This is a genomic window from Streptomyces sp. SGAir0957, assembly GCF_043523415.1.
Genome location: NZ_CP027293.1, coordinates 1453898 through 1467397, shown reverse-complemented (window position 1 = coordinate 1467397; position 13500 = coordinate 1453898). Strand labels below are relative to the sequence as shown.

At 71.1% G+C, this 13500-nt stretch carries 11 protein-coding genes and 1 tRNA gene; 4 read left to right on the top strand and 8 right to left on the bottom strand.

The annotated features are described in order from the left end of the window. The first annotated feature begins 240 nt into the window (after positions 1-240). From C1N81_RS11970 to C1N81_RS11960, 3 genes are all read left to right on the top strand, one after another. Entirely contained in the window at positions 241-1428 is a 1188-nt protein-coding gene (locus C1N81_RS11970; protein ID WP_394428773.1) for a thiolase family protein, read from the top strand. A gap of 89 nt (positions 1429-1517) precedes the next feature. Beyond that, positions 1518-3035, top strand: coding sequence for a long-chain-fatty-acid--CoA ligase (locus C1N81_RS11965; protein WP_394428772.1), 1518 nt, complete (start codon positions 1518-1520; stop codon positions 3033-3035). Positions 3036-3081: 46 nt separating this feature from the next. Continuing rightward, a complete protein-coding gene (locus C1N81_RS11960; protein ID WP_394428771.1) occupies positions 3082-3855 on the top strand; it encodes a sulfite exporter TauE/SafE family protein in 774 nt (257 codons plus the stop codon). A 25-nt stretch (positions 3856-3880) separates the two neighbouring features. Here C1N81_RS11960 and C1N81_RS11955 read toward each other — a convergent pair whose 3' ends face one another. Continuing rightward, the gene (locus C1N81_RS11955) at positions 3881-5947 is read right to left on the bottom strand and encodes an MDR family MFS transporter (RefSeq protein WP_394428770.1); all 2067 of its coding nucleotides are present in this window, start codon (positions 5945-5947) and stop codon (positions 3881-3883) included. Between the two features lie 135 nt (positions 5948-6082). Beyond that, positions 6083-6577, bottom strand: a complete 495-nt coding sequence (locus C1N81_RS11950; protein WP_394428769.1) for a DUF309 domain-containing protein — start codon at positions 6575-6577, stop codon at positions 6083-6085. A gap of 120 nt (positions 6578-6697) precedes the next feature. On the opposite strand from C1N81_RS11950, the gene C1N81_RS11945 reads away from it, so the two are divergent. Further along, positions 6698-6771 (top strand) — tRNA-Pro (locus C1N81_RS11945). Positions 6772-6994: 223 nt separating this feature from the next. Here the strand turns inward: C1N81_RS11945 and C1N81_RS11940 are convergent. The 6 genes from C1N81_RS11940 to C1N81_RS11915 all read right to left on the bottom strand — a co-directional run bounded on the left by C1N81_RS11940 (position 6995) and on the right by C1N81_RS11915 (position 13454). Then, entirely contained in the window at positions 6995-8077 is a 1083-nt protein-coding gene (locus tag C1N81_RS11940; RefSeq protein ID WP_394428768.1) for a mechanosensitive ion channel family protein, read from the bottom strand. A 237-nt stretch (positions 8078-8314) separates the two neighbouring features. Next, positions 8315-9343, bottom strand: a complete 1029-nt coding sequence (locus tag C1N81_RS11935) for a Gfo/Idh/MocA family protein (protein ID WP_394428767.1) — start codon at positions 9341-9343, stop codon at positions 8315-8317. Further along, positions 9340-10356 (bottom strand): Gfo/Idh/MocA family protein, encoded by a 1017-nt coding sequence (locus C1N81_RS11930; protein ID WP_394428766.1) that lies wholly within the window; start codon positions 10354-10356, stop codon positions 9340-9342. The genes C1N81_RS11935 and C1N81_RS11930 overlap by 4 nt, the downstream gene beginning before the upstream one ends. 35 nt (positions 10357-10391) lie before the next feature. Beyond that, positions 10392-11228: a carbohydrate ABC transporter permease gene (locus C1N81_RS11925; protein ID WP_394428765.1), complete on the bottom strand. Its 837-nt coding sequence runs from the start codon at positions 11226-11228 to the stop codon at positions 10392-10394. Next, a complete protein-coding gene (locus tag C1N81_RS11920; protein WP_394428764.1) occupies positions 11221-12189 on the bottom strand; it encodes a carbohydrate ABC transporter permease in 969 nt (322 codons plus the stop codon). Before C1N81_RS11920 ends, C1N81_RS11925 begins: the two co-directional genes overlap by 8 nt. Next, positions 12189-13454: a sugar ABC transporter substrate-binding protein gene (locus C1N81_RS11915; protein ID WP_394428763.1), complete on the bottom strand. Its 1266-nt coding sequence runs from the start codon at positions 13452-13454 to the stop codon at positions 12189-12191. The genes C1N81_RS11920 and C1N81_RS11915 overlap by 1 nt, the downstream gene beginning before the upstream one ends. Positions 13455-13500: the final 46 nt, after the last annotated feature.

Sequence of the window (13500 nt, the reverse complement as noted above, 5' to 3'; positions counted from 1 at the left end):
TGGTCCCCCGTCGTCGTCCGCGGAGCGGTGCCGGACCACCAATGTAGGCGGGGCCCGTGGCCCGTACATCAGGGTCAGCCCTGAGATCCGGAACCGGACCCATCTTTTTGATCACGGCATGTCCCTGTTTGATCACCGGATGATCGCCGGGGGTCGCTCTTCCCAGTCGCCCCGCGCCGGGTCTATAGTCCAAAACTAGCAGTGCTAATTAACCGCTGGCCCTGGCCCTGGGAGCTGACCGTGCGTTCCGTCCACTTCGCCGCCGCCCGCCGCACCCCCATCGGGAAACTGCGCGGGGCGCTCTCCACGATCCGGCCCGACGACCTCGCGGCCGCCGTGGTGCGCGGCGTGCTCGCGGACGTGCCCGCGCTCGACCCGGCCCGCATCGACGACATCTACTGGGGCGCCGCCAACCAGGCCGGCGAGGACAACCGGAACGTCGCCCGCATGGCCGCCCTCCTCGCCGGCCTGCCCGAGTCCGTGCCCGGCGCCACCGTCAACCGGCTCTGCGCCTCCGGCATGGAGGCCGTCACCACGGCGGCCCGCACCATCGCCGCCGGTGAGGCCGACATCGTCCTCGCGGGCGGCTCCGAGTCCATGAGCCGCGCCCCCTTCGTGCTGCCCCGCCCCGACGAGGCGCTGCCGCACCAGATGCAGACGTACGACACGCGTCTCGGCTGGCGCCTGGTCAACCCCGCGATGAAGGACCTGCACGGCGTCCTCGCGATGGGCGAGACGGCGGAAGAGGTCGCCGGCCGGTACGGCATCACGCGCGAGCGGCAGGACGCCTTCGCGCTCCGCAGCCATCAGCGGGCCGCCGCCGCCCGCGAGGACGGCCTCTTCGACGCCGAGATCCTGCCCGTGACCCGGCCCGACGGCGTGGTCGTCGACGCCGACGAGTGCATCCGCCCCGACACCTCCCTGGAGAAGCTCGGCGGCCTCAAGCCCGTCTTCCGCAAGGGCGGCTCGGTCACCGCCGGCAACGCCTCGCCGATGAACGACGGCGCCGCGGGCCTCCTCCTCGTCAGCGAGGAAGCCCTGAACGACCTGGGCCTCGACTCCCTCGGTCGCTACGTCGCGGGCGCCTCCGCCGGCGTCCACCCCGACGTCATGGGCATCGGCCCGGTCCCCGCCACCCAGAAGGCGCTCGGCCGCGTCGGCTGGTCCCTCGGTGACATCGAGGAGGCCGAGTTCAACGAGGCGTTCGCCGCGCAGGCCCTCGCCTGCGTCGACGGCCTCGGCATCGACCCCGACCTGGTCAACCCCACCGGCGGCGCCATCGCCCTCGGGCACCCCCTCGGCTGCTCGGGCGCTCGCATCCTCACCACCCTGCTGCACCGCCTGCGCCGCACCGGCGCCGCCCGCGGCCTCGCCACCATGTGCGTCGGCGTCGGCCAGGGCAGCGCGGTCCTCGTCGAGCGCGGCTGAACGTGAAACGGCGGCGCCGCCGGAAGGCGCCGCAGCGACCTGGTCCAGAGCCGCACCAGAAGTCAGCACCGAACGGAGCACCACCCGCCATGGCAACCCTCTCCCTCGCCGCGATCCTCGCCGAGTCCGCCCGCCGCCGCCCCGACAAGATCGGCCTCGTGGAGGGCGAACAGCGCTTCACCTTCGCGCAGTTGTGGCTCCAGGCCCGCAAGCAGGCCGCCGCACTGGTCGGCCTCGGCGTCCGGCCGGGGGACCGGGTCGCCCTGATGGCGCCGAACACGGCCGAGTTCCCGCGCGCCTACTACGCGGCGCTCGCGGCGGGCGCGGTCGTCGTCCCCGTACATCTGCTCCTGTCGGCGGAGGAGGTGCGGCACGTCCTGGACGACAGCGGGGCGACGCTGCTCCTGTGCCACCCGGCGCAGGCCGCCGTCGGCGCGGCCGCCGCGGAGGCGACGGGCGTACGGATGGTGCAGCTCACCGCGGTCGGCGAACTGGAGCAACTGACCGACGCGGCCGAGCCGTTGGCGTCCTACGTCACCCGTGAGGCCGACGACCCGGCCGTCATCTTCTACACCAGCGGCACCACGGGCGTCCCCAAGGGCGCCGAGCTGAGCCACCTCAACCTCGTGATGAACGCGACGGTCAGCGCCTTCGACGCCAACGACGTGCGCGCCGACGACATCGCCCTCGGAGCGCTGCCGCTCTTCCACGCCTTCGGCCAGACCGTCTCCCTGAACGCGACCTGGCGCGCGGGCGCCACCCTCGTCCTCCTGCCGCGCTTCCACGCGGACCGCGCGATCGAGCTGATGGCCGCCGAGAACGTCAACACCTTCCACGGCGTCCCGACGATGTACGTGAACCTCCTCGCGGCGGCGCCGGACGCGGAGGAGCTGCCGCGGCTCAAGATCTGCATATCGGGCGGCGCCTCACTGCCCGTCGCGGTCCTGGAGGGCTTCGAGAAGGCGTTCGGCGCGACCGTCCACGAGGGCTACGGCCTCTCGGAGACGTCCCCGGCCGCCGCCGCGAACCAGCCGATCTTCGGCGCACGGCCCGGCACCATCGGACAGCCCCTGTGGGGCGTCGACGTCGAGATCGCGCGGGCCGAGGTCGAGGACCGGATCGAGCTGCTCCCGACGGACGAGCTGGGCGAGGTCGTCGTCCGCGGCCACTGCGTCTTCACCGGCTACCTGGGCCGCCCCGAGGCGACCGCCGAGGCCCTCGTCGACGGCTGGTTCCGCACCGGCGACCTCGGCACCAAGGACGCCGACGGCTACCTGCGCATCGTCGACCGCAAGAAGGACATCATCATCCGCGGCGGCTACAACGTGTACCCGCGCGAGGTCGAGGAGGTCCTGATGCGCCACCCGGGCGTCGGCCACGCCGCCGTCATCGGCCTCCCCGACGCCGTGCACGGCGAGGAGATCTGCGCCGTCATCGTCCCGAAGCCCGGCGCCGCCCTCGACGCGGCCGAGGTCACCGCCTGGTCCAAGGAGCACCTCGGCAAACACAAGTACCCGCGCCGCGTCGAGTTCACGGACCAGCTGCCGCTCGGCCCCAGCATGAAGATCCTCAAGCGCGAGCTGCGGACGGCGTACGCGGGCCGGTAGAGCGATCTGGCCGGTCCATGATCAATGGGTCTAGCATCGACCCGCTATGCACGACATTTTCGGGGTCACCGCCTGGGGGTTCACCGCCCTGGCCGCCGCGGCGCTGCTCGTCGGCTTCTCCAAGACCGCCGTCAGCGGCGCCAACACGGTCAGCCTCGCCGTCTTCGCGGCGATCCTGCCCGCCCGCGCCTCCACCGGCGTCCTCCTGCCGATCCTGATCTTCGGCGACGTGCTCGCCGTGCTCACCTACCGGCGCCACGCCCACTGGCCGACACTGTGGCGGCTCTTCCCGGCCGTCGCCGGGGGAGTGGTGCTCGGCACGGCGTTCCTCGCCCTCGCCGACGACGGGGCCGTGCGCACCTCCATCGGGGCGATCCTGCTCCTGATGGCCGGCGTCACGCTGTGGCGGCGCCGCAAGGCCGAGGCGCCCGAGCCGCCCGGGGCCGAGGAGACGGCCACCCGCGCGGCCCGCGTCAAAGCGGGCTCGTACGGCGTCCTCGGCGGCTTCACGACGATGGTCGCCAACGCGGGCGGCCCCGTCATGTCGATGTACCTGCTCTCGGCGGGCTTCCGGAAGCTGGGCTTCCTCGGCACGTCCGCGTGGTTCTTCCTCATCGTGAACTCCGCGAAGGTGCCCTTCAGCGTCGGCCTGGGACTCATCGACGGACGCTCGCTGCTGCTCGACGCGGCTCTCGTGGCGTTCGTCGTGCCCGGCGCCCTGCTCGGCAAGTGGGCCGTGAACCGCATCAACCAACTTCTCTTCGAGCGGTTGGTGATCGCGGCGACGGTCGTGGGCGGCCTGCAGCTCCTGCTGCGTTGATCGCGTTGATCGGTGTTGATCAGGTCTACGTCGGGCTGAGCGTGCGGTCCGAGCCCGGCTGGTTCGGGAGCCCCTGTTGCAGGTCCTCCGCGAGCAGCCGCTTCGCGATCGTGTCGACCGCCGCGCGCAGGTCCTCGTCGGCGGGCCGGCCCAGGTCCGCCTCGACCTTGTCGGCCAGCCACTCGCCCCACGCCTGATTGATCACTCCGGCCTCGCGGCGCCCCGCCGCCGTGTGCGAGAAGTACACGCCCGTACGGGACAGATAGCCCTCGTCGACCATGCGCTGGAAGACCGGCACCAGGACCTCGGGCGGCAACATGCGGCGCGCCGCGATCATCCCGAGGCTGGCGTGCCCCACCATCCGCGTGAAGAACTCCACCTGCATGACCGCCCAGGCGCCCGCGACGTCGAGCCGGGTGTCGGACGCATTGAGGATCCGCCGGGCGGTCTCCAGGTCGGTCGTCTTCACGATGGTGCCGACGGTCCGCTCCAGCAGGTGCGACTTGTCCCCGGTGGTCGGCTGCGCGAAGCCCTCGCCCATGTCGGAGGAGCCCATCCGCGCGCTGTCGCGCAGCTGCACCTGCTTGAGGAACAGCGCCACCAGGAACCCGATCAGCGCCACCGGCACCGTCCACAGGAACACCGTGTGCAGCGAGTCCGCGTACGCGTCGACGATCGGGGTCCGCGCCGCGTCCGGCAGCGCGTGTACGCCGCCCGGACTCTGTGCGGCCTTCGCGAGCGTCGCCGGATCGACCCCGGACCCGGCGCGGGCCGCCTCCGCCACCCCGTCCGACAGGTTGGGCTTGAGCGTGTTGGCGTAGATCGTCCCGAAGACGGCCGTCCCGAAGGAGCTGCCGAGCGTACGGAAGAAGGTGACGCCGGAGGTCGCCGTGCCCAGGTCCGCGTAGTCCACGGTGTTCTGTACGGCGATCGTCAGGACCTGCATGCACAGGCCGATGCCGACACCGAGCACGAACATGTAGAGCGACTCCAGCCAGACGCCCGAGGAGCGGCCCATCAGCGACAGGAGGTACAGGCCGAGCGCCATGACGAGCGAGCCGACGATCGGGAAGAGCCGGTACTTGCCGGTCTTGCTGACGACGTTGCCGGAGAAGATCGACGCGATCAGCAGGCCGATCACCATGGGCAGCGTCCGCACCCCGGAGATCGTCGCCGAGTCCCCGTCCACGTACTGCAGGTAGGTCGGCAGGAACGTCATCGCGCCCAGCATCGCGAAGCCCACGACGAAGCTGAGGATCGAGCAGACCGTGAAGACCGGGTTGGCGAACAGGCGCATCGGCAGCATCGGCTCCGCCGCCCGCGTCTCCACCCAGCAGAACAGGGCGAGCGCGACGATGCCGCCCGCGAACAGGCCGATGATCGTCGGCGAGCCCCACGCGTACTCGTTGCCGCCCCAGCTCGTCGCGAGGATGAGCGCGCTCGCGCCGATCGCGACGAGGGCGATGCCCAGATAGTCGATGACCGGCCGCGTCGCCGACTTCACCACCGGGATCGTGCGGGCCGCCGCGATCACCACGACGATCGCGATCGGTACGTTGACGTAGAACGCCCAGCGCCAGGTCAGATGGTCCGTGAACAGGCCGCCGAGGAGCGGGCCGATCACCGTGGCCACCCCGAAGACGGCCCCGATCGCGCCCTGGTACTTGCCGCGCTCCCGCAGCGGGATGACGTCCGCGATCAGCGCCATCGCGGTCACCATGAGGCCGCCGGCGCCGATCCCCTGCATCGCCCGCCATGCGATCAGCAGCGTCATGTTGCCCGCGAGGCCGCACAGGAACGAGCCCGTGATGAAGACGATCGCCGAGACCTGGAAGACCACCTTGCGCCCGAACAGGTCACCGAACTTGCCGACGAGCACCGTGGCGACCGTCTCCGCGAGCAGGTACGCCGTCACCACCCACGACATGTGCGCCGCGCCGCCCAGATCCGCGACGATCGTGGGCAGGGCGGTGCCGACGATCGTCTGGTCCAGGGCGGCGAGGAGCATGCCGAGGACGATCGTGGCGAAGACGATGTTGCGGCGGCGCTTGTCCAGGTAGGGCGGGGCCTGGGTCTCTGGGGTGGTCGTCACCTTTGCAGGGTCCGTCGGGGCGGGGCCGGGCGCATGTCCGTTGCGGCCGGATCGGTGACGGCCTGGCGCCGAGGGGGTGATTCTCCGGTGGCGGGTGCCGCTTGTCTGTGGTTGCCCGCGCCGTTCCCCGCGCCCCTAGGCGGCTCCCCGCAGCCGGGGTGCGGAGGCGGACGCCTCCACCGGGGTGCCCCCGTCCACCTGGGTCGCCAGGTGGCGCGCCCAGTCGACCACCGCCGCCGTGTCCAGGTCCCCCGGGGCCTCGCCGTCCCAGGTCTCCAGGCCCTCCGCGCCCCTGCGGAGCAGGCGGGCGCCGCCCTTCGCGTTGCCTCGGGCCGCGTGGGTGAGGCCGACCGCCAGCTGGGCCATCGCCCGCCACAGGGCGCGTTCGGCGGGCGGGCCGGACTTCCAGGCGTCCTCGAAGACCTCGTGGGCGTGGAACGGGCGGCCCGCGTCGAGCAGGGCCTGCGCCTCCGTGACGGTCTCGGCGGGCGTGCGCACGACCCCCTCCGGCTGGCGGTCGACGCCGGGGGAGCCGTAGGGGAGGGGGCGGCCGAGGCCGTCGCGGGGGCGGGCGTTGCGCGCCCGGCCCTCGTCGTCCCGGTCCCGGTCACCGCTCTGCGAAGTGCTCATGGGCCGATTCTCGCGCACGTCGCGCGGCGCCCGCGGAATCGGTTTCAAACCACCCGTGGCCTTGGGGTATTGTTCTGTCTGTCGCCGCCGGACGGGACTGAACCGGACAGCAGCCGACATCGGGACGTGGCGCAGCTTGGTAGCGCACTTGACTGGGGGTCAAGGGGTCGCAGGTTCAAATCCTGTCGTCCCGACTTTGAGAAGTCGCAGGTTGTGGGGCCGGAGCGGAGAGATCCGCACCGGCCCCACAGTCGTTCCCGAAGACCCGCGCGGGGTCCGCTCACCCCGGGTGGGCCGCCCGCCAGGCCGCCGTCGACGCGTCCCACTCGTCCCCGGCAAGGCGGTCAGCGGTGCCGGGGACAAGCCGTTCTCCTCCTTGAACAGAGCGTCGCACATGGGTCAGTGATACGACACGCCCTAGTGCAGGGGCAGCTCCGACGCGTCCCGCTGGTGCGGGATGACCACCGGCGGGCTGCCCTGGGCCAGGGCCACCGTCCGGGTCGGTGCCGGGATGCGGATGCCCTCGTCGCGGAAGCGGCGGTGCAGGCGCTTGATGAACTCGTGCTTGATCCGGTACTGGTCGCTGAACTCGCCGACGCCGAGGATCACCGTGAAGCTGATCCGCGAGTCGCCGAACGTGTGGAAGCGGACGGCCGGTTCGTGCTCCGGCAGCGCGCCCTCGACGTCCTTCATGACCTCGGCGACGACCTCGATCGTCACCTGCTCGACGTGCTCCAGGTCGCTGTCGTAGCCGACGCCCGCCTGCACCAGCAGCGTCATGTCCTGCTCGGGACGGCTGAAGTTGGTCATGTTCGTGCCCGACAGCTTCGTGTTCGGGATGATCACGAGGTTGTTGGAGAGCTCGCGGACCACGGTGTTGCGCCAGTTGATGTCGACGACGTAGCCCTCCTCACCGCTGCTCAGCTTGATGTAGTCGCCGGGCTGGACCGTCTTCGAGGCGAGGATGTGCACGCCCGCGAAGAGGTTGGCGAGGGTGTCCTGGAGGGCCAGCGCCACCGCGAGACCGCCGACGCCGAGGGCGGTGAGCAGCGGGGCGATGGAGATCCCGAGCGTCTGCAGGACGACCAGGAAGCCCATCGCGAGGACCACGACCCGCGTGATGTTCACGAAGATCGTCGCCGATCCGGCGACCGCCGCGCGGGACTGCGCCACCGCACGGACGAGCCCGGTGACGATCCGCGCGGCGGTGAGCGTCGCCGCGACGATGAGGAACGCCGTCAGCGTCATGTTCACGGTGCGGCCGGTGCGCGTGGTCAGCGGCAGCGCCGCGGCGGCCACCGCACCGCCCGCGGCGACGGCGGCCCACGGGACGAGGGTGCGCAGCGCGTCGACGAGCACGTCGTCGCCGCTCCAGCGCGTCCGCTTCGCCCGCTCGCCGAGCCAGCGCAGCAGGATCTTGAGGAGCAGTCCTGCCAGGAGGCCGGCGACGAGGGCGACCCCGGCGATGATCAGGTCGTGGAGTTCGAGTCCGCGGGTCACCGGGCACCTCCCGGGCACAACGCGGGGGAGACGGCGGCTATGTGATGTCTGGTCACGTGTTCTCGCTCGGTAGGGGGTGGGGCGGGTGCGGCGCGCGCGGCACCGCACGCCGGGACATCCTGCCGCACTCGGGACCCGCCCGGCGCCACCCGCCCGATCCGCCCCCCGTCCGCACTCCCGTGAGCCCCCGTCCGCCCTCCGTCTGCTCCCTGTCCGCCGGCTCGGGGGACGCCTCCGCTACCCCACGGTCACCGTGCGCCCCTCCCGTGCCGACTCGTACGCGGCGGTCACGGTCCGCAGCGCGCGCAGCCCGGCCTCGCCGTCCGTGACCCCGATCGGGCCGGTGTCGTCGCCGTACAGGAAGGCGCGGAGCATCAGCGCGTCCAGATCGACGCCGTAAGGGAGTTCGATGCCGGAGCGCGACGCCTCGCTGAAGCCGTGCAGTTTCTGGTCGAAGGCGTCCATCTCCAGGGTCGCCCGGTCGCCGATCACCTGCATCGCGAGGCCGCCCCACGCCGGGTGGTGCTGCGGCTGGCTCCAGGAGCAGTCGATGGTGGCGACGGCGCCGTTCGCGTACGTGAGGGTGAGCAGGCCCGCCGTCTCGACCGGGACGTCCTCGTCGTCCGCGTACAGGACGTTGTTGGTCTGGGCGTAGACAGAGGTGACGGGGGAGGCGTCGAACAGGTCGTCCAGGAGGTCCGCGATGTGGACCGTGTGGTCCATCAGGGCGCCGCCGCCCGCGAGTACCGGGTCGGCGAACCAGCGGCGGCGCGCGCCCGGCATGTAGCCGTTGTTGGCGCCGGACACCGCGAGCACCTCGCCCGCCGTCCCGTTCCGCACCGCCTCCCGTACGGCGAGGTAGGCGGGGCTGAACCGCACCGGGTGCGCCACCGCGAGCCGCACCCCGGCAGCCCGGCACGCCTCGACCATGGCCGCGCCGTCCTCCACCGTGGTGGCGAGGGGTTTCTCGCACAGCACGTCCACGCCGTGCGCGGCGGCGAGTTCGACCAGCGGGCGGTGCCGGACGTTCTCGGAGCAGACCACCACCTTGTCCGGGCCCCAGGCGAACACCTCCTCGTACGTGTCGACGTAGTCCACGCCGAGCTGGGCCGCGAAGTCCTTGCCGCGGACCTCGCCCGGCGCCGCCAGGTCCGTCTCGGGGTCGGCCGCCAGGACCTGTACCCCGTCCATCGCGGCGAGCAGGCGCGCGAAGCCGCCCGCGTGGACATGGGCGAACGACAGCACGCCGACTTTCAGGTCCTTCACAGTGCGGCTCCCTCGATGGCGTGGGGTGCGACGGGCTTTCCGGTGCGGGCGGACTCGGCCGCCGCGGCCGCGATGCGGACCGCCTCGACGCCGTCGCGCGCCGACACCCGGGGCGGGGGCCCGCCCGCGACGGCGGCCGCGAACTCGCGCAGCTCCGTCAGGTAGGGGCTCTCCGTCATCGGGCTGCCGGGGATGCCCTCGCCGAGCGCCCGCGCGCCCTGGGCGAGGACCCGGAAACCGGTGTGGGCCGTCGAGTCGTGCTCCAGGACGCCGCCGGGACCTGCCACCCGGAACGTCGTACGGAAGGGCAGGTCCGGCAGCCCCCACACGCCGAGTACGTGGCTGATCGCGCCGGACGCGTGCGTGAGGACGGCGGTGCCGGTCGCCACGTCCCCGTCGACCGCGCCGGGCTCCTGGCGGCCGCGGACCCGCGCGTGGACGCGGACGACCTCGCCCGCGAGCAGCCGGGCGAAGTCGAGGTCGTGGATCATCTGGTCGACGAGGATGCCGCCGGAGAGCGCCGGGTCGCTGAACCACGGCGCCCACACCGGGTAGCGGCCCGAGCGGCTGAACCGCAGGACGGCGGGCGGGCCGACGCGCCCCGCCGCCACGGACTGCGCGAGCGCCTCGTAGGCGGGGAAGTACCGCACGACGTGCGCCGGGAACAGCATTACTCCGGCGGCCTCGGCGGCGTCCGTCATCTCCCGCGCCTCGGCGACGGTCAGCGCGAGCGGCTTCTCGCACACGACGTGCTTGCCCGCCGCGATCGCTTCGAGGGTCAGGTGCCGGTGGGTGAAGGTCGGGGTGCAGACGTCCACGACGGTGCTGCGCTCGAGGAGTTCGGCCAGGCTGTGCACGGCCGTCACGTCGAACGCGGCGTACTGTGCCGCCAGTTTCTCCGCGTGGCCGTCGGTGGACAGGATCGTGACGCGTGCGCCCAGCTCCGTCCAGGCGGGCAGATGGGCGCGGGCGATACCGCCCGCGCCGATCAGGCCCACGTCGAGGCGTGCCATGGAGGTCCTTTCCAGGAGGGGATTCTTCGGTGTGCTCAGCCCTTCGTGCCGCTCTGGGCGATGCCCTGCACGAAGTGGCGCTGGAGGAAGAGGTAGAGCAGGATCATCGGCAGGCTCGCGATCAGCGAACCGGCCATCATGACCGGGTAGTTGGTCTCGAACTGGCCCTCCAGGGAGGTCAGTCCCGCGCTGATCGGCATCTTCGCCGGGTCGGTGTTCACGACCAGCGGCCACAGCAGGTCGTTCCAGGACCACATCGCCGTGATGACGGCGAGCGCGGCGAGCGCAGGCCGGATCAGCGGCAGCATGATCGACCAGAAGATCCGGAACGGGCCCGCGCCGTCGATCCGTGCCGCCTCCTCCAGTTCGCGCGGCAGGGAGAGGAAGAACTGGCGGAGCATGAACGTGCCGAACGCGCTGAACATGCCCGGCAGGAACAGTGCGGGCGGCGAGTTCAGCAGGCCGAGCCGCTGGATGATGTCGTACTGCGGAAGGATGAGCAGCGACGACGGGACGAGAAGGACCGACAGGAACAGCGCGAACAGTACGTTCCTGCCGCGGAACCGCATCCGGGCGAAGGCGTACGCGGCCAGCGAGCAGAACACCAGCTGGCCCACGGTCCGCCCGACCGTGTTGATGAGGCTGTTGCCGAGCATCTCCCCGTACGGCATCGCGGTGAACACGTCGTGGAACGCCGCCCAGTTCCACCGCTCCGGGAAGAACGTCGTCGGTACGTGCACGGCCTCCGGCAGCGTCTTGAGCGCGGTCAGGAGCTGCCACAGGAACGGGAAGACCATGACGAGCGCGCCGAGGGAGAGCAGGGCGTGCGTGGCGATCGAGCCGCCGTTCGGTCCGCGCAGGCGGTCACGCATAGTGCACCCACTTCTTCTGGAGGCGGAACTGGAGCAGGGTCAGCGCCGCCGTGAGCAGCATCAGGAGGAACGCGAGCGCGGCCGCCGCGCCCTGGTTGTTCTGCTGGAACGCCCACTGGTAGAAGAGGCTGACCACCGACTGGGTGGAGCCGAGCGCCGGGTTCGTCGGGGACATCATCACGTAGATGAGGTCGAACATCTGGAGCGAGTTGATCACACAGATGACCGCGGCGAAGAAGATGCTCGGGCTGAGCAGCGGCAGCGTGATGGTGAGGAAGCGGCGCACGGGCCCCGCCCCGTCCAGCTCGGCCGCCTCGTAGTAGTCCTGCGGAATCCCCTTGATCCCCGCGATGAAGATGATCAGGTAGTAGCCGACGCTCTGCCACACCGAGACCAGGCCGATGGCCCACAGCGCGGTCGACGGGTCCGAGGCCCAGAAGTGCCGGGAGACGCCGAACCAGGACAGGATCTCGTTCAGGAGGCCGAAGTTGCCGTTGTAGAGCCAGTTCCAGACGAGGCCGACGGCGACCGGGAGCGTGACGAACGGGATGAAGTACAGGGCCCGGTAGACGCCGACGCCGCGCAGCCCGCGCCGGTTCAGGAGCGCCGCCACCACGATCGAGAGCGGCAGCGTGATCAGGCCGATCGCCCCGTACAGGAGCGTGTTGCCGAGGGCGCGCCACACCGTGACGTCGCCGACGACGCGCGCGTAGTTGTCGCCGCCGGTCCACGTGTTGCCGCCGAACGGGCCGAAGTGCGTGAAGCTGAAGCCGAACGTCTGGATCAGCGGCCAGATGTAGAACACCAGGAAGCCGATGCCTATCGGCGCTATGAAGAGGTACGCGGCTTTCTGCGTACGGGAGTTGGGGCCTCTCGTTGACCCTTCGGGGCCGGCCTTGGTGCGGGGTTTCCTGATCCGGCCGTCCGCCTCGGCGGCGGCCGTCGACGGGAACACGGCCATCACTTGTCCTCCTCGTCGAGGGCCCGGTCCATCTGTTTCGCGAGCGTGCGCGCCGCCTCTTCGACGCCGCCCTTGCCGCTGAACGGGGCGCCGAGGAGCAGATACTCCTGGTCCTCCCAGACGGCCGTGTTGCGGGAACTCGGGTACGGCACCGCGTAGTCGAGCATGTCGATGAAGCACTTGAGGCCGAACTCCGGCATCGACTTCAGCCAGGCGTCCTGCGTCCCCTCGTACGAGGAGATCGTGATGCCGCCCTTGGCCTGGATCTCCGCCGCCTCGCGCCGCGCCATGAAGTCGACGAACTTCCACGCCGCCTCCTTCTTGGCGGACTTGGCGCTGATGACATTGGCGAGGCCGTGGATCACCGTGGCCCGCTCGCGGCCCTTGGGCAGCACGGTGACGCCGCCGTGGTCCTTGATGGCGGGCGCCGCGTACATGAACGACGCCATCGCGGACAGGTCGTAGTTCATCGCGACCTGCTCGGAGAGGTACAGGTTGCGGGCCCGCACCTCCGACATGGCGCTCTGCGGCGGCGACCAGCCCCGGTCCACCAGGTCCGTCCAGAACCGCAGCCCTTCGAGGGAGCGCGCGTCGGCGAACCCGGAGCGTCCGTCGCGCAGCACATAGCCGCCCGCGCCGAACATCGTCGGGTAGAACTTGGCCTGCCGGTCCATCTCGGCGGCGATCCCGTACACCCGCGTCTTCGGATCGGTCAGCTCTCGCGCCGCGTCCCGTACGTCGTCCCAGGTCCAGCTCTCGTCCGGGTACGCCACACCCGCCTTGTCGAAGAGCGCCTTGTTGTACCAGAGGCCGACGGTGTCGAAGTCCTTCGGGAGCCCGTACTGCGTGCCCTCGTAGGCGTAGATGTCGACGAGCGCCTTCGGGTGTTTGCCGACGGGTGTGCCGTCCCTCGATATGTGTGCGCTCAGTGGTTCCAGGACGCCGTTGGACGCGTAGAGCTGGATGTTCACCGCGTTCATCCAGAACACGTCCGGGGCGGTGCCGCCGCGCATCGAGGTGCGCAGCGTCGTCCAGTACGAGGACCAGGGCGTGAGCTGGATCTCCACGGTGATCCCGGGATTGGCCCGCTCGAACTCCTTGATGATCGCTTCCATGCCCGGCGCCTGCGCGGGGTCCCAGATGCCGTACGAGAGAGCCGTGCGGCCTCCTGCCGCGGTGCTGTCGGGCGTCGTGCCGCCGCCGCTGCAGCCCGCGACGATCGGGGTCGCCGCGAGCGCACCGGCGATCAGCGTTCTCCTGCGCATACGCGTCTCCGGTCGGGTCGATGGAGTCGTTTCGATGGAGTCCGGT